The 17,436-nt window shown below is 64.4% G+C and carries 12 protein-coding genes; 7 read left to right on the top strand and 5 right to left on the bottom strand.

Translation table 11 applies throughout. The features are described from left to right. Window positions 1-11 precede the first annotated feature (11 nt). The 5 genes from A2X88_08115 to A2X88_08095 all read right to left on the bottom strand — a co-directional run bounded on the left by A2X88_08115 (window position 12) and on the right by A2X88_08095 (window position 5,861). Window positions 12-1,574, bottom strand: a complete 1,563-nt coding sequence (locus A2X88_08115; GenBank protein ID OGP34820.1) for a bifunctional phosphoribosylaminoimidazolecarboxamide formyltransferase/IMP cyclohydrolase — start codon at window positions 1,572-1,574, stop codon at window positions 12-14. Window positions 1,575-1,622: 48 nt separating this feature from the next. Next, window positions 1,623-3,137, bottom strand: coding sequence for a hypothetical protein (locus tag A2X88_08110; GenBank protein ID OGP34819.1), 1,515 nt, complete (start codon window positions 3,135-3,137; stop codon window positions 1,623-1,625). Further along, on the bottom strand, window positions 3,137-3,943 hold the full coding sequence (locus A2X88_08105) for an ABC transporter ATP-binding protein (GenBank protein OGP34818.1): 807 nt from the start codon (window positions 3,941-3,943) through the stop codon (window positions 3,137-3,139). The genes A2X88_08110 and A2X88_08105 overlap by 1 nt, the downstream gene beginning before the upstream one ends. Window positions 3,944-3,955: 12 nt before the next feature. After that, window positions 3,956-4,684 (bottom strand): ABC transporter permease, encoded by a 729-nt coding sequence (locus tag A2X88_08100; GenBank protein ID OGP34865.1) that lies wholly within the window; start codon window positions 4,682-4,684, stop codon window positions 3,956-3,958. A gap of 61 nt (window positions 4,685-4,745) precedes the next feature. Then, a complete protein-coding gene (locus tag A2X88_08095; GenBank protein OGP34817.1) occupies window positions 4,746-5,861 on the bottom strand; it encodes an alanine racemase in 1,116 nt (371 codons plus the stop codon). A 536-nt stretch (window positions 5,862-6,397) separates the two neighbouring features. On the opposite strand from A2X88_08095, the gene A2X88_08090 reads away from it, so the two are divergent. The 7 genes from A2X88_08090 to A2X88_08060 all read left to right on the top strand — a co-directional run bounded on the left by A2X88_08090 (window position 6,398) and on the right by A2X88_08060 (window position 17,405). Next, the gene (locus A2X88_08090) at window positions 6,398-9,136 is read left to right on the top strand and encodes a hypothetical protein (protein ID OGP34816.1); all 2,739 of its coding nucleotides are present in this window, start codon (window positions 6,398-6,400) and stop codon (window positions 9,134-9,136) included. A 402-nt stretch (window positions 9,137-9,538) separates the two neighbouring features. After that, window positions 9,539-10,963, top strand: a complete 1,425-nt coding sequence (locus A2X88_08085; protein OGP34864.1) for a trehalose-6-phosphate synthase — start codon at window positions 9,539-9,541, stop codon at window positions 10,961-10,963. Next, complete coding sequence (locus tag A2X88_08080; protein OGP34815.1) at window positions 10,957-11,772, top strand: trehalose-phosphatase; 816 nt, start codon at window positions 10,957-10,959, stop codon at window positions 11,770-11,772. The genes A2X88_08085 and A2X88_08080 overlap by 7 nt, the downstream gene beginning before the upstream one ends. Before the next feature lie 104 nt (window positions 11,773-11,876). Further along, window positions 11,877-12,422: a hypothetical protein gene (locus A2X88_08075; GenBank protein ID OGP34814.1), complete on the top strand. Its 546-nt coding sequence runs from the start codon at window positions 11,877-11,879 to the stop codon at window positions 12,420-12,422. A gap of 53 nt (window positions 12,423-12,475) precedes the next feature. Continuing rightward, window positions 12,476-13,261: a hypothetical protein gene (locus A2X88_08070; protein OGP34813.1), complete on the top strand. Its 786-nt coding sequence runs from the start codon at window positions 12,476-12,478 to the stop codon at window positions 13,259-13,261. Between the two features lie 38 nt (window positions 13,262-13,299). Next, window positions 13,300-15,843, top strand: coding sequence for an alpha-glucan phosphorylase (locus A2X88_08065; protein OGP34812.1), 2,544 nt, complete (start codon window positions 13,300-13,302; stop codon window positions 15,841-15,843). 98 nt (window positions 15,844-15,941) lie between these two features. After that, the gene (locus tag A2X88_08060) at window positions 15,942-17,405 is read left to right on the top strand and encodes a hypothetical protein (protein ID OGP34811.1); all 1,464 of its coding nucleotides are present in this window, start codon (window positions 15,942-15,944) and stop codon (window positions 17,403-17,405) included. Window positions 17,406-17,436: the final 31 nt, after the last annotated feature.

Genomic DNA, 17,436 nt, shown 5'->3' with positions numbered 1-17,436 from the left:
GTCCCCGCCCATCAATGCCGGAAATGCCGCACTCCCGCGAACACCATCGCCATCCCGTGCCCGTCCGCCGCCGCGATCACCTCCGCGTCGCGGACCGATCCGCCGGGCTGGATGACCGCGGTCGCCCCCGCCTCCGCGGCCACGTCGAGCCCGTCCCGGAACGGGAAGAAGGCGTCCGAGGCCACCACCGTCCCGCGGGTCGGAAGCTGGGCCTTCATCACCGCGATCCTGGCGGAATCGACCCGGCTCATCTGCCCCGCCCCCACTCCCACCGTCCGGTCCTTCAGGGCGAAGACGATGGCGTTCGACTTCACATGCTTGCAGACCTTCCAGGCAAAGAGCAGCGCGGTCCGCTCCCCGGCGGTGGGAGGCCGCTTCGTCACCACCTTGAGGTCCGCCGGATCGAGCAGGTGCCGGTCCCGGCTCTGGAGCAGCAGCCCCCCGCTGACCCGCTTCATCTCCCACTCCGCATCCCGCCCCCACCGGAACTCGCACCCCGTCTCCATCAGCCGGAGGTTCCCCTTCGCCGCGAGGATTTTGCGGGCCTCCCGGTCGTAGGAGGGGGCGACGACCGCCTCGAAGAAGGTGCCGGCCACCTCCTGCGCCGTTTCCCGGTTCACCGGCCGGTTGAACCCGATGACGCCGCCGTAGGCGGAGACCGGGTCGCACGCCCTCGCCTTCTTGAAGGCGTCCAGGAGCCTGCGCCCGGAGGTCCCCACCCCGCAGGGGTTGGTGTGCTTGATGATCACGGCGGCCGGCTCCCGGAACTCCAGGGCGAGCTGGAGCGCCGCGTCGATGTCCACGATGTTGTTGTAGGAAAGCTCCTTCCCCTGGAGCTGGCGCGCCCCTCCCAGCGACGGCTCGTCCGGCAGGCGGACATCCGTGTAGAAGGCGGCGGCCTGGTGGGGGTTCTCCCCGTACCGGAGCGACTGGACCCTGCGCCACTGCGCCGTGAAGGTCGCCGGGAACGCGGCCCCCTCCCCGCCCCCGCCGCCGAGATGGTTCGAGACGGCCGCGTCGTAGCGGGCGGTGAGGGCGAAGGCCTTCCGTCCCAGCTCGGCGTGGGTCTCCGGGTCGAGGCTCCCGTTCCCCTTCCTCAGCCGCTCGAGGATCTGCCGGTAGTCGGCGGGATCGGTGACCACCGCCACGTCCCGGAAGTTCTTCGCAGCCGAGCGGACCATCGCCGGGCCGCCGATGTCGATGTTCTCGATCGCCTCCTCCGGCGTGCATCCGGGCCGGGCCACCGTCGCCTCGAAGGGATAGAGGTTCACCACCAGCATGTCGAAGGGAACGATGCCGTGCGCCTGGATCGTCCGCATGTGCGCGGGGTTTCCCCGGACCGCGAGGATCCCCCCGTGGATCTTCGGATTCAGCGTCTTGACCCGGCCGTCGAGCATCTCCGGGAACCCCGTGTACTCCTCGATCAGCCGGACCCGGATCTTCTTCTCGCGGAGCATCCGCGCGGTCCCGCCGGAGCCGAACAGCTCGACCCCAAGGCGGGAGAGCCCGCGCGCGAACTCCACGATCCCGGCCTTGTCGGAAACGCTCAGGATCGCCCGATGGATTCTCGCCATGGCCCCTTACCCTTTCTTTCCGAACCGCAGGATGGGATGAACGAACGGTTATGGGCTGACCGTGACGGCCCCCAGGAGAGTCTTCAAGTCCTCGTCCGCGAACTTGATCCCGAACCCGAAAAAGAAGGTCCGCAGGTTCTTCTCGTCGTTGAGGAGGTCGTCCACGCCGCCCGTCACGAAAAGGTTTTTCACGATATCATAGTTGCCGAACAGCTTCAAATGGGGAGGTTGGTCTTTCCGGGTGAAGTCGTAGGCGTCCACCCCGAGGGTCAGGCGGTCCTTCAACAGCTCGTAGTCGAGCCCCACCCCCCCCGTGGACTCGATCACCCCTCCCCGGATGGTGAGGCCGGAGAACCGCTTGGCGACCTGCGCGGAGAACTTCAGTTCGTTCGTGAAGGATTCCGTTCTCGTGGTCACCGCGGTCCCGCCCGTCGTGGTCGTCGTAACCGAGGAGTCGAACTTCCCCCGCGGGTCGTCCACGACCCCGACGAGGTAGTACTTGTCGGCGGAGGGCTGCAGGCGGAGGTTCGCGTAGTGCTTGAACTCGGAGGGCTCGCTCTGGAACTCGAGCCGGTAGTCGAGGAAGGTCTTCAACGACTCGGTCTTCCGCACGAACCTGTTGATCCCGTCCAGCGTCCGGGTGAGCGATTCGTGGGCCGTGTTGTCGGTCACCAGCTTGCCGAGCGTTCCCTCCCCCCGGTCGATCCGGGCGAGGACCCTGCCCGCGGAGTCCAGCGTGTTGTCCAGCTTTGCGGAGGCGCTCTTCAGGTTCTCGATGCTGGCCTTGATGTTCTCCCGGTTTTCCCCGATCAGCCCGCTCACCCGCTCGCCCATCTCCTGGAGGTTCTTCGCCAGGCCGGGGGTCTCGTTCTTGAGCGTCTCGGAGAAGGCCCGCAGGTTGGAGATCGTCGCGCGCAGGTCCTCCTTGTTCGCCGAGGAGATCTCCTTGAGGTCCGCGGAGAGGACGTCGACGTTCACGAGGATCCGGTTCAGCCGCTCCTCGTTCGCCGTCACGACCGCCCGGAGTACCTCCGTGGTCTCCTGGACGTTCCGGAGGATGTCCGACATCGCCTTCCGCCCCTCCTCGGTCCCGAAGGTCATGGAAAGGGTCTCGGTGAACTTCTTCAGGTCCTCGGAGATCAGCGAGACCTTCCGGATGATCTCGTCCAGGTTCGCGGGGGGGATCGTGTTCGCCACCCGGCCGCCCTCCGGAAGGAACTGCTCGGCGTTCCGCCCCGGAAGGATCTCCACGTATTTTTCCCCGAGAAGCCCCTGGGTCTGGATCGAGGCGATGGAGTCCACCGGGATGCGGACGCCGTCCTGGACCCGGAGCACCAGGCGAGCCCGGTTCTCCACCAGCAGAATCTCCTCGAGCTTCCCCACCGGAACCCCGGCCATCTTGACGTTCGCCTTCGGCTCCAGGCCGGCGGCGGTCTCGAAGTCCACGGTGAGCTTGTACCCCTGCTCCCCGATCCCTCCCCACTTGCTGACCCGGAAGGTGAAATAGGTGAGGACAACCAGTCCCAGCAGGACGAAGATCCCCACCTTCGCTTCTTTCGACATCATTCCCCTCCTGGCGCCCCCGCGTCGTCCGTCCGGCGGACGAACCGGATGAACTCCTCGTGCTCCGCCGTGATGGGCCCCTGCGCCCGGCCCTCGACGAACTGGGACACGACCGGGTTCTCCGAGGCGCGGATCCGCTCGGGCGTGCCCACCTCGACGATCCTTCCCTTATACAGCATCGCGATCTGGTCCGCGATCTTGTAGGCGGAGGCCATGTCGTGCGTGATCGAGATGGAAGTCACCCCCAGCGACTCCCGCAGGGAGATGATCAGGTCGTTGATCACGTCGGCCATGATCGGGTCGAGCCCCGTCGTCGGCTCGTCGTACAGCAGGATCTCCGGCTCCGATGCGATCGCCCGGGCCAGCCCCACCCGCTTCTTCATCCCGCCCGACAGCTCCGCCGGCATCAGGTGCTGGATGTCCCGCAGCCCGACCATCGCGAGCCTCTCCCCCACGACGTCCCGGACCTGCCGCTCCGGGTAGTTATGCAGCCGCCGCAGGGAGAAGGCCACGTTGTCCCCCACGTTCATCGAGTCGAAGAGGGCCGACCCCTGGAACAGCATCCCGAACTTCCGGCGGACCCGGACCAGCTCCCGCTCGTCCATCGAGGTCACGTCCTCCCCGTCGATCCGGATCTGCCCGGCGTCCGCGCGCAGCAGTCCCACCACGCACTTGATCAGGACCGACTTCCCGGTGCCGCTTCCCCCGATGACCACGGTGTTCTTCCCCCGGGGGACGTCCAGGTCGACCCCGTCCAGGACGACGTTCTTTCCGAACCGCTTGCAGAGCCCCCGGATCTCGATCACCCTCGGTCCCCTTTAGAACATGAAGGAGGTCATGAAGTAGTCGGACACCAGGACCATCATCGAGGAAGCCACCACCGCGCGGGTCGTCGCCCGGCCGACCCCTTCCGCCCCTCCCTCGGCGATGAAGCCGTGGTAGCAGGAGATCAGCGCGATCAGGAACCCGAAGACCGCCGCCTTGGCCAGCCCCGTGTAGATGTCCCGCAGCTCCAGGTACTGGAAGGTCTTCTCCGTGTACACGTAGGGGTTCGCGCCCAGGAGATAGACCGACACGAAGTAGCCGCCGAGGATGCCCACCAGGTCGGCGAAGATCACCAGGACCGGCAGGACGAGGGTCGACGCCACCACGCGGGGGACGACGAGGTATTTCACCGGGTTGGTGGCCAGCGTCACCAGGGCGTCGATCTGCTCCGTGACCTTCATCGTCCCCAGCTCGGCCGCCATGGAGGCCCCCACCCGCCCCGACACCATGAGTCCGGCGAAGACGGGGCCCAGCTCCCGGGTGATCGAGAGGGCGACCACCGATCCGACGAAGCTGGTCGCCTGGAAGCGCTGGAAGCCGGAGAAGCTCTGGAGGGCGATCACCATCCCCGTGAATGTGGCGGTCACGAGCACGACCGGCAGGGAATGGATCCCGACCTCCTCCATCTGCTTGACGATGTTCCGGATCTCGGAAGGGGGGCGGAAGGTCCAGACGGCGCACTGGAGGAAGAGCCGGAAGATCCCCCCGAGGTCCTCGACCATCCGGAACACGCGGGTCCCGAGCCGTTCGAGCAGGACCGCGAGCCCTTTCGGCGTCTTCCCGTCAGCCAATGCACCTCCTCGGGATCCGGCGCCCGACCTGGACCAGGATCTCGTACGGAATGGTGCCGGCGATCCGGGCCAGTTCGTCGGCCGAGGGCCCCTCCCCCCCCATCGCGACGACATCGGTCCCCACGGACACGCCCGGGATACCGGTCACGTCGATCATCGTGTGGTCCATGCACACCCTGCCGGCGACCGGCGCCCTCCGGCCCAGGACCGACATCTGCGCCGCGTCGGAAAAGGTCCGGCGGTAGCCGTCCGCGTAGCCCAGGGGGATGGCCGCGATCCGCCGCGTCCCCCCGCAGCGGTACCGCCTCCCGTAGCTTACCGGATGGCCGTCCGGGAGATCCTTGAGGGAAACCACCCGGGTGACCAGGCGCATCACAGGGCGAAGACCGAGCTCCCCGCCGATCCCCTCCGCGGGAAGGCTTCCGTACAGGGTGATCCCCGGCCGGACCATGTCGAACGCGAACTCCCGGTAGCGGAGGATCCCCGCGCTGTTCAAGGCGTGCGCGCTGACCGCCTCCCCGAAGGTCCGGCGCACCAGCGGGATCTCCCGCGCGAAGGAGTCCAGCTGCGCGCGGGTGAACAGCCGGTCCTCCTCCTCCGTCCCGTCGGCCGAGGAGAGGTGCGTCATGAACCCCTCGACCCGGAGAGCCGGACGGGCCGCCACCGCCTCCACGATCTCCCTCTCCTTCCCCGTCCGGAAGCCGAGCCGGCCCATCCCCGTGTCGATCTTGATGTGGACCGGGAACGGCTTCCCCCGCCTCTCCCCTTCCCGCGCGAGATACCCGACCTGCCCCCGCTCGAAGAGGGCCGCGGAAAGAGAGTGCGCATGGGCCTCCTCCGCCTGCAGTTCGTCCACGCCGCCGAGCACCACGATCGGAGCCTGGATCCCGGCCCGCCGGAGCTCCACCCCCTCCTCGACCGTGGCGACCCCGAACATCCTGGCCCCTTCCTCGGCCAGCGCCTTCGCCACGGGAAACGCCCCGTGCCCGTATCCGTCCGCCTTCACGACGGCGAACACGGAGGTGCCGTGCGGAAGGAGGGACCGAAGGAGCCGGTAGTTGTGGCGGAGGGCCGACAGGTCGATCTCGGCCACAGTGGGTCTACCCAAACGGGCACCTCGCAACGGGAGGGATGGACGATCCCCCGGAAAGTGTACTGTAACCCCCCCGGCCAAGTAAAGGAGGCCACGGAAACGGCTCCGTCGCTCACAGCCGCTTGCCGGCCGGGGCGCGCCACCGCGGCGCACGCCGACGGCTCCGCCGGAATCGTGCGCCCCGTCGTGATGGCGCAAGGCCCGGGACCGCGCAGCGATGCGGGGTGAAAGCCGTGTCCGTGAAAGCCGTGTCGTGTAAAGCCGTGTCCGTGTAAAGCCGTGTCCGTAAAGCCGTGTCCGTTGATAAAAACGAGAGAATCGAGTATCATGTTTTTAAAACGCCGTTTCGGGCAACGGAATGCCCTGAAAGGGGCCCTTCGTATTCCTGTCCTCTTCAGGAATTCCTTCCCTTGAATGGGTGAGTACGCGGTGGGCCGACACCGAAACCGTGGTTCCGGTCGTGGATCACCAGGAGATGGTTCCCGGACCCAAATGGCGGCTCATCGCTTTTCCGTGTTTCTCTTCACGAACCGCCGTCATCGGGAAGAGGCATGTCCGTAGACCATCGCCTGATTAACGATCACGGGAGAGGTTCCACCCGGCGGACTTTGGCGACCAAGCTGAGGCCGCCCTCGAAAGGGGTCCGTCATCTGCCGCGCCCGCGGTTCTCCTTCGATCCGGCGAGGATCGACCCCTTTCGACTTGTGCTGATCTCCGCGCCCGCGGGGTCCGGGAAGACCACCATGCTTTCCGAATGGTATCTGGCTCTTCGCAAGCACCCTGTGACGACCGCGTGGCTCTCTCTCGACGACTTCGACAACGAACCCCGCCGTTTCCTCTCCCACCTGATCTCCGCGGTCCAGGAAGTTCGGCCGGACTTCGGCCACGAGGCCCTTCAGTTTCTCACCGTGAATCCGGACGTGCTGATTGCGGATGTGGCTGCAAGCCTGATCCATGACTTCGGCAGCACGAATTCGAAGGTCGTGGTGTTTCTCGATGATTACCACGAAATCCGGGATCGAACGATCCATGCCGTCGTGGATTTTCTGCTCCGATACGTCCCTGTCAATGTTCACTTCGTCATCGGTACCCGCAAGGATCCCCCGGTGTCCATCGAGCGTCTTCGTGGCCGGGGAGATGTCCTCGAGATTCGCTGGAAGGATCTGCGGTTCAACCTCGACGAGGCGCGAATCTACCTCAATGAGGTATGCCGGCTGCGATTGTCCGAGGATCAGGTCCGCGCTCTCAACCAACGAACGGAGGGGTGGATCACCGGGCTGCAGCTTGCGGCCATGACATTCTCCGAAGCGGCGGATGCCGACGGATTCGCGACCTGCCTCTCGGGAGCGCAACGGAACGTCGCCGATTATCTCATGGAGGGGGTCTATGGCCGGCAGCCTGCCAAGGTCCGCAATTTCCTTTTGGAAACGGCCATCCTGGACCAGATGACCGCTCCGCTGTGCGACACGCTCACCGGGCGGCAGGACAGCCAGCGCATGCTGGAAACGCTGGAAAAGAAGAATCTCTTCATCTTCTCTCTCGATGATCAGCGAATCTGGTATCGGTACCACCATCTCTTCGCCGATTTTCTGCGAAATCGTCTGCGGGCCGAGCGTTCCGTAGATTGTGCCGGCCTGTACGACATCGCCGGCGACTGGTTCGAGAGGAACGGTTATCCCATCGAGGCAATACGGTACGCGATCGCAGGGAAAAGGTCCAAGCGGGCAGCCAGGCTGCTCGAAACCACGGGCCGGGACCTTTTCCGCCAGGGGGATTTCAAGGAATTGCGCCGGTGGATCGACGAGCTCCCCGACAAGACAGTTCGCCAATACCCTGTCCTGTGTACGCTGCACGCCTGGGCGCTTGCCTACCTGGGCGAATTCGATGCCGCCAGGCTGCGCATCGACTGCGCGGAAGCGGCGCTGTCAAGGCCGGAATCCTCTCCCGCGCAGGCCCCGATCCAGGCAGGCGCCGAGCTCAAGGTACTTCGAGCGGTCCTCGGCATCATCCAGACGGACGAGCCGGACGTTGCCGGGCTGCACTCCGGGATCGTCTCCATCTTCCCCAGCGAAGAGTCGGTACTGCGCAGCTACGCATCCATCACGTTGGGATATGCAAGCCGAGTGGGGGGCAACCTTCCTCTTGCGCTCCGGCACTTTCAGGAGGCCCTCGAAGGATCCGACCGTGCGAACAGCTCCCTGGTCAACCTGACGGCGAGGCTCAACATCGGGATCGTGAATTATCTCATGGGGCGCACGAACATTGCGGAAACCAGTTTCCGCGGGTCCCTGGAAGTCTCCCGGGAGCGGCTGTGGCTGCGCAGCATGGGGGCGGCGTTCCTGCGGTACGGGCTCGCCCTGGTGCTCCAGGAAAAAAACAGGCTGGACGAGGCGCTCGAGGAGTTGTCGGAGGCGATTGCATTTCTCGAAGCCAGCAACGCATTCGGTTTTCTCGGAGTGGCTCTCGTGGAGCGTGCCCGCACCAAGCTGGCGCTGGGAAGGGACGATCTGGCCGCCGCCGATGTCGCTCGGGCCCGACAGATCGCGAGGGAGCACAGCGTCCATCGCGTATCGTTCCGCGCCGACCTGTTGGAATCTCGAATGGCTATACAAGCTTCGGATCCCCAGAAGGCATCGTCGTTTCTGAAAGCCGCCGAGGCGGCCTTCGCCGGGCAGAACGTGATCGATCGACCCGTCTTCACAGAAAAATACGAGTCCTTCCTGATCGAACGCCTTTCTGTTCTGATCGCCCAGCGGAATTTCAGCGGGGCCGTCAGGCTGTCCGGGAAGATCCTGAACAGCGCCCGGACCGCGGGAAGAGGACGGAACGTCATCGAAGTCCTCGTCCTGCTGGGTTCCGCATGGATCGGCCTGGGGAATTCGAAGAAGGGACTGGCAAAGCTCGAACAGGCAATGTTCCTTGCCGAAGGGGAAGGAATCATTCGCCCCTTCGTGAATGCGGGAAGAGAGATCATTCCGTTCCTCAGGCAACTCAAGAGCAGGGAGAGGCTGCGCGCGACGGCGGCCGGGATCCTTTCGGCCCTTGGAGATGAAGGCGACCCCGTCTCCAGGGAAACGTCGACGGGGCTGCCCCGGGAGTCGTTCCACTACAGGGAAGTGCAGATCCTCGATCTGCTCTCCCGGGGTCTGCGCAACCGCGATATCGGCAAGCGACTCTTTCTCTCCGAGACGACGGTGAAGTGGTACCTGAAACGGCTTTACTGCAAGCTGTACGTCAGCAACCGCACCGAGGCGATTGCCAGCGCCCGGAATTTGGGGCTGCTTGGCTGAACCGCTGCCGCGTATCCGTCCTCCGCGAACCCCGGTGTTTTCAAACACCTTTTCGGGCTCGTCCGTTCCCCCGGCAGCCCGGGAAGGAAGTGGACCCGTGGAAATTGTGGCGGGATAGCCGTCGACAATCCCCGTATTCCTGTTTTAAAAAAGGACCGACCCTTCCCGAATTTTTCCCTCCTTTCGGAGGGTGACTCCTCCCCCTTCGCATCCTACCATCGCAAAACAACCGCCGCGGGGATCCGGGCCTCCGAGTGGAGCCGGGGGCGGATCGTGACCCGGCGGGAAACGTTTTCTCCTGGGCGCGGAAAGGGTACGCGGGGAAGAGGAAGACGTTTTGCCATGAGGGCGGATGAACTCGCGGAAGTCGTCTCCCGGGTGTCGACGGGAGCGAAGCTCATCGTGGTGTCCAACCGGGAGCCGGTCGTGCACGAGCGCGTCGCGGAGGGGGTCAGGGTGCTTCGACCGGCCAGCGGAATGGTGGCCGCCATCGAGCCGATCGTCCGCGCCGTCGGAGGGACCTGGATCGCCCACGGCTCCGGCTCCGCAGACCGGCTCGTGGCAGGCGAGCGTGGCCGCATCGCCCTCCCGCCGGAGGATCCCAAGTACGTGCTTCAGCGCGTCTGGCTCACCCGTGCGGAGGAGGACGGCTATTACTACGGGCTTTCCAACACGGCGATCTGGCCGCTGTGCCACCACGTATACTCGAGGCCGCGCTTTTCACGGTGCGACTGGGATGCCTACAGGGCCGTCAACAAGAGATTCCGTGATGCGGTCCTGGAGGAAGCGGGGTCCGGCCCGGCGATCGTCTTTATCCAGGACTACCATTTGTCCTTATTGCCGCGCCTGATCAAGGAGGCCCGGCCGGACATCAAGGTGATCCAGTTCTGGCACATCCCGTGGCCCAACCGCGAGACGTTCCGCATCTGCCCCTTCGCGGAGGAACTGCTGGACGGTCTCCTCGGGAACGATCTGATCGGGTTCCACATTCAATACTACTGCAGGAATTTCCTCGGCACCGTGGACCGGGGGATCGAATCGCGTGTCGATTACGAGAACTTCCGCGCATTCCGCGGCGGCCATTCGACCTATGTCCGCGCCTTCCCGATCAGCGTGGACTACGCGCGGATCGGGATGGACAGCGAATCTCCGGCCGTAAGACTGAAGATGGCGGGTTTCCTTGAGGAGTTGGGGGAGAGCAACGGGGGGAAGCTTTTCGTCGGCGCCGACCGCATCGATTACACCAAAGGGATCCCGGAGCGCCTGCGCGCCTTCGACCTGATGCTGAGACGTCATCCGGAGTTGAAAGCGAAGGCCACTCTGGTCCAGTTGGCCGCCCCCAGCCGGACCCACATCGAGGCCTACAGGAAATTGAACGATGAGCTGGACGACCTCATCGACGAAATCAACTGGCGCCACCAGACGGAAACCTGGATGCCCATCCGGTTCCTGCGGGGCCACCACGATTATCACGCGGTGCTTGCCGCGTACCGTCTGGCCCATGTCGGGCTCGTGACTTCCCTCCATGACGGGATGAACCTGGTGGCGAAGGAGTTCATCTCCGCCCGCACGGACGGGGATGGGGTCCTCATTCTCTCCATCTACACCGGCGCGGCCCGCGAGCTCGCGGATGCCCTGCTCGTGAACTCGTACGACATCGATCAGATGGCGGATGCGATGCATGCGGCCTATCTCATGCCCGCGGAGGATTACCGGCCGAGGATGGGGAGGATGCGCGCCCAGGTGCAAGGGAACAACGTGTTTCGCTGGGGGGCGAGGATCTTCGAGGAATCGGAACGGATTCTCGCTCCGGAGGTGGCGTGGTGAAGCCTGGCGTCGGCATCCGGCACCTATGGGTCTTCGGCTTCGATGGAACTCTTTCCCCCTTGGTCCCCGACCGCAACGAGGCGCGTCTGCATCCGGATGCCCTGGAGCTTCTGAAGGACCTTGCCGCCGACCCTCGGGACCGGGTGGCCGTACTCTCCAGCCGGTCCATCGAGGACATCGTCCCCCGGATCCCCGTACCGCGGGTCTTCGTGGGAGGAGGGAGCGGGCTTACGTGGCGCGATCCGGAAGGCGCCCTGTTCCCTCCCGACGAGGAAACGGAGAGGGAACTGGAAAAATCCCGGAGGAACGTGATTCCCGTGCTGGGAAAGATCGCCACGATTCATGGCGTGGAGCTGGAAGACAAGCGTTGGTCGGTGGCGGTTCATTACCTGCGCGTTCACCCGGAGGAGATCTTCGTCCTTTTTCCGATGATTCAGGAATTGAAACGACATCCGGGGATTCGCGTCTTCGGAGGCCCCGATGTAGCCGATGTGCAATTCCTTCCCACGATAAACAAGGCCTTCGGCATCCGACGACTTTGCCGCCACTTGAGTTTCCATCCATCCAAGGGACGGATTATTTACGCGGGAGATGACGAAAACGACGCCGTGGCGATGCGGTGGGTACTTTCACGCAGGGGAACGGCATTTGCCATAGGAGGCTGGGTGTCGGTTGCGAAGGCCGTCAATGTGGACGGGCCTGCCTCCCTTGTACGGGCGGTACGGTCGCTGACCGGCATATACCGGGCGAAAACGGCGGGAAAGGAGGGAAGAAGGGAGAAGGCGGATGATGCAGTTCGAGGCGTTTAGGGAAAAAACCCGGAGGTTTGTCACTCCAATTCCAGGGCAGGGGGGAAGCCATGTTGCAAGACTACCGTACCATCCGGGATGGACTGGAGCGAGGGGACTATACCATGCAGGGGAACTGGGAGAGGATCGGTCCTCTCCTGGTCAATAACGGGGGAGGGGAGATCTTGATCGGAGACGTCCAGTTCCAGGGGCCGCTCCGTCTCCAGGTTGGGAAAGGGGCGCGCATTGAAATCGGCGACTACACCAGCATCAATTACGATGTCGAGATCCACAGCAAGGTGAGGGTGGTGATCGGCGGCTACTGCCTCATCGGCTGGAAAACGTCGATCACCGATACCGACTACCACGGTGTCGGCTACAATCCGCCGAAGGATATGCCGACCACCGTGGAAGAGGGCGCCTGGGTGGGCTGCCACTGCATCATCCTGAAAGGGGTCACGGTGGGGCGGGGGTCCGTCGTTTCTTCCGCGAGCGTGGTGAACAAGGACGTCCCTCCGTTCACCATCGTCGGAGGAAATCCTGCAAAGGTCCTCAAGGAGATCGAACCGTTCGAGGGGAAACACGGGCAGATATACGAATACAAGTGGTGGGACCCGTCCTTCGTGCCCAAGCCGAAGCCCGAATTCGTGAGGACCGGAATAAGGGCCTGAACCGTAAAAATATTTTTTCTGTTGCGTATATTTTCGCGCAGGGGGAATCCGCGATGAAGATCGGCGTGCTCACCGGAGGGGGGGACTGCCCCGGCCTCAATGCCGTGATCCGGGCGGTGGTTCGGAAGGCGGACGCTTTCGCTTCCCGGGTGGTGGGCGTCCCCAAGACGATCGACAACGACCTGTCGGGTACCGATTTCACCTTCGGGTTCGACACGGCCGTCTCCATCGCAACCGACGCCATCGACCGGATCCACACGACGGCCGAATCGCACAACCGGGTCATGGTGGTGGAAGTGATGGGCCGCCACGCGGGATGGATCGCCACCTATGCGGGGATCGCCGGGGGGGCGAGCGTCGTCCTCATCCCGGAAAAACCGATCGACATCGATGAGGTGTGTGACCTGATCCTGCGCCGCCACAGCCGCGGGAAGAACTTCAGCATCGTCGTGGTCGCCGAGGGGGCGAAGTTCCGGGAGAAAGCCGGCGTCGAAGGGGAACTCGTCACCCAGGAGGCGAGGACCGATGAGTTCGGCCACGTCCGTCTGGGCGGGATCTCGCAGTTGCTGGCCGCGGCCATCGAGAAGCGGACGAAGTTCGAGACACGGTTCGTCGTGCTCGGCCACATCCAGCGGGGCGGCTCGCCGACGGCGCACGACCGGGTTCTCGCCACCCGGTACGGCATCCACGCGACCGAAATGGTCCACCGGGGAGAGTTCGGGAAGATGGCGGCGCTCCAGGGGAACCGGATCGTCGCCGTCCCGCTCGCGGAGGCTACCGCGAAGGAAAAGACGGTCGACATGATCGTCTACTCGATCGCGGAGGAGTTCTTCGGGTAAGGGGAACCGGGCAAGAACAGTTCCCAGGAGATAACGCCATGAAATTCCGGCATTTCCATATTCAGCCGAACCTTCCCGAGCCGCTGCTCCCTCTCAAGGACCTTGCGATGAACCTCTGGTTCTGCTGGAACTGGGAAGCGGTCCAGCTGTTCATCCGCCTCGACCCGGATCTCTGGGAGAAGTCGTACCAGAACCCGGTCCTGATGCTCGGCGCCCTTTCCCAGAACGACCTCGAATCGGCGGCAAGCGACGAGAGCTTCGTCGCAAACCTGCGGGACGTGCATGCAAGGTTCATCGACTACCTCAAAGCACCGGGGTGGTTCCGCGAGACATACGCGGCGGAGAAGGATTTTCTCGCCGCCTACTTCTCCTGCGAGTTCGGGATCGACGAGGGGCTGCCCATCTACTCGGGCGGCCTTGGGGTCCTGGCCGGCGACCACCTCAAGTCGGCATCGGACCTCGGGATCCCGCTGGTTGGCGTAGGCCTTCTCTACCAGAAGGGGTACTTTCGTCAGGTCCTGAACCAGGACGGTTGGCAGCAGGAGCAGTACCCCGTCAACGACTGGTTCAACATGCCGGTCACGATCGAACGAGGGCCGGACGGCAAGGCGCTGACCGTCGACGTGGAGATGGGGGGCGAGACCGTAAACGTCAGGATCTGGCGCGTCCAGGTCGGACGGACGCCGCTCTACCTCCTGGACACGAACGTGAAGACCAATTCTCCCGCGGCCCGGGAAATTACGGAGACCCTCTACGGAGGCGACCGGGAGATGCGGATCCGGCAGGAGATCATCCTGGGTGTCGGCGGCGTGCGGGCGCTCAAGGCGCTGGGGCTCTCCCCCACCGTCTACCACATGAACGAAGGGCACTCGGCGTTCCTGGCCCTGGAGCGGATCCGCGCGGTCGTGGCGGAGCGGGGGATTTCGTTCGCCGAGGCGGGAGAGCAGGTGTACGGTTCCACCGTGTTCACGACGCACACCCCCGTACCCGCGGGGAACGAGGTGTTCGCCGCGGAGCTCGTCCTGAAATATTTCCAGCCGATGGCGCAGCAGCTGGGGCTCTCCTGGCAGAAGTTCCTCCGCATGGGGCAGGCGCCGGGCGAGAAGTCCCATCAGTTCGGGCTCACGATCCTGGCCCTCAAGACGGCCGCGTTCGTCAACGGCGTCGCCCGCCTCCACGGGGAGACATCCCGGAAAATGTGGCAGCACCTATGGCCCGGCCTCCCCGAGTCCGAAGTCCCCATCGGGTGCATCACGAACGGGATCCACACGCGCTCCTGGATCAGCCACGAGATGGGAGACCTGTTTTCCCGCTACCTGGGGCCGCGGTTCTCCGTGAAGCCGGCCGACCACTCGGTCTGGGAGCGGATCGACACCGTTCCCTCCAGCGAACTGTGGGGCCGTCACGAAACGCGCCGGGAGCGGCTTGTCTTCTTCGCCCGCAAGAGGATTCGGACCCAGCTTTTGCGGCAGGGGGCGGGAGCCTCCGCGCTTCGGGCCGCCGAAGAGCTGTTGAGCCCCGAGGCGCTCACCATCGGCGTCGCGCGTCGGTTCGCGACGTACAAGCGCGCCTGGCTCCTGTTCCGTCAGCCGGAGCGGCTCGTCCGGCTTCTCACGAACCCGGATCGACCCGTCCAGATTCTTTTCGCGGGGAAGGCGCACCCGCAGGACCAGGCCGGCAAGGAAGTCATCAAGGCGGTCATCCATTTCGCGAGGGATCCACGCATCCGTCACCGGATCGCCTTCCTCGAGGATTACGACATCAACGTCGCGCGGTACCTCACCCAGGGGGTAGACGTCTGGCTCAATACGCCGCGGCGTCCCCACGAGGCCTCGGGGACGAGCGGGATGAAGGCGGCCGCCAATGGCGCGCTCAACGTCTCCATCCTGGACGGATGGTGGTGCGAGGGGTATGCCCCGGATACCGGGTGGGCCATCGGCAGCGGCGAGGTCTATGCGGACCCGGAGGAGCAGGACCAGGTTGAGGGCGAGGCTCTCTACAGCCTCCTCGAGGAGGAGATCGTCCCCCTCTTCTACGACCGGGACCGGGCGGGACTGCCCCGAGGCTGGATCGCGCTGATGAAATCGTCGATGGGGAAGCTGGGTGCCTACTTCAACACGCACCGGATGGTCCAGGAGTATCTGGAGAAGCTTTATCTTCCGGCCCATCGGGCGGGTCATCATCTCGGGGAAGACGATTTCGCCGCCGCGAAGGCTTTGGCATCATGGCGACGGGTGCGGACGGCATGGCCCCGCGTCTCCGTGCACTTCGAGGAGGCTCCCGGGGGTCCGGAGTACAAGGCCGACGGGGTGGCCCCCGTCGTCATCCGGGCCGAGCTCGGCCCCCTCTCCCCGGAGGACGTGGCGGTGGAAATCGTCCATGGGCCGATGGGGTCCTCAGGCGAGCCCCTCTGGCGGGAAATCGTGCGTGCCGGGCTTGTGGGGACCGACGGGAAGGTCGCGACGTTCAGTGCGGAGATTCCTTGCCGTGCGAGCGGTCGGTACGGGTATGCCGCGAGGGTCGTCCCGCGGCATCCGGACCTCGTCAACCCCTGCATCCCGCTGCTGGTGACGTGGGAGTAGCCCCCTCCGGATTGCCCGCCGCCGGACCGACCCCACGACAATAGGGAGCGGGCCTGGCTGTACGGAGGACATTTCTGTCGAGTCGAGGAGAGAACATCATGCGAGTCCTTATCGCATCCCCTGAAATTACCCCGTTCGCAAAGACGGGAGGATTGGCCGACGTTGCCGGGGCCCTCCCCAAGGCGCTGAGGAAGATCGGGGTGGAAGCCGATTGTATCCTTCCTCTCTACCGCGGCCTGGATGGGCAGGGGTCCCCCCTGTCCCCAACGGGCCCCGATATCCGCGTCCCTATGGGACACCGGGAAGAACGCGGAGTGATTCTGGAGACAAGTGCCGATTCCGGGGTCAAGACGTTCCTGGTCCGCAACGACCGGTACTTCGACAGGGAATTCATCTACGGCACGAAGGAGGGGGATTACGTCGACAACTGCGAGCGTTTCGCATTCTTCTGCAAATCCGTCATGGAGTGGATCACACGGTCCGGCCGGCGTTACGACATCCTCCACTGCAACGAGTGGCAGACCGCCCTGATCCCCGCCTACGCGAGAACGCTCTATGCGGACGAGGAAGCATTCCGCTCGACCGGAACGGTGATGACGCTCCACAACCTCGGGTACCAGGGACTTTTCTGGACCCACGACCTGCCGCTCACGGGACTTGGTTGGGAGCTGTTCACCCCCCAAGGGATTGAATTCTTCGGAAGAATCAACCTGCTGAAGGCGGGGCTGGTTTTTTCAGACGTCCTTTCCACCGTAAGCCATACCTACAGCCGCGAGATACAGACCGCGGATTATGGTTGCGGTCTCGAAGGTGTTCTGTACCAGCGCCGTGAAGATGTATTCGGAATCTTGAATGGTGTCGACTACGACGAGTGGAACCCGAAGACGGACCGCCTGATCGCCGCGCACTATTCGAAGTACAACCTTTCCGGGAAAGGGGCGTGCAAGGCCGACCTTCTCGCGGAGTTCGGCTGGACGGATCCGGTGTCGGAGCCCGTCATCGGTTTCATCGGACGCCTGACCGCCCAGAAGGGAGTCGACCTGCTTGACCTGATCGGCGGCTGGTTGGCGGAGCAGCCTGTCCGCCTTGTCGTACTCGGCACGGGCGAGCGGAGATACGAGCAGTCGATAACCGAACTCGCCCGACGCCGTCCGGACAAGGTCTCGCTTCGGCTCGGGTTCGATAACCGGTTGGCGCACAAGGTCCAGGCCGGAGCGGATATCTTCCTCATGCCTTCCCGTTATGAGCCTTGCGGCCTTACCCAGATCTGCAGCCTCAAGTACGGGACGGTGCCCATCGTGCGAAACACCGGCGGGCTTGCGGATACTGTCGTGGACGCCGACGAGGATCCCGCGGGCGGGACGGGCTTCAAATTCAACGGGTACGATGCCGGGGAGCTGATACGTGCCATATCAAGGACGCTTGCGGCCCATGCGAACCGCCGTCGCTGGAAGGCGATCGTCCGGAGAGGGATGGCAAAGGATTTTTCGTGGGACGCCTCCGCGCGCGAGTACCTGTCGATATACGAGAAGGCATTGCGAAAAAGAGGCGGTCGGGCCTGATGACCCTCTTGGAGAACCCCTGGAACACAAT

The organism is Deltaproteobacteria bacterium GWC2_65_14 (genome assembly GCA_001797615.1).
Taxonomy (GTDB): domain Bacteria; phylum Desulfobacterota; class Deferrimicrobia; order Deferrimicrobiales; family Deferrimicrobiaceae; genus GWC2-65-14.
Note: the sequence above shows the minus strand (reverse complement) of the source record. Positions and strands in the feature narration are given on the sequence as shown.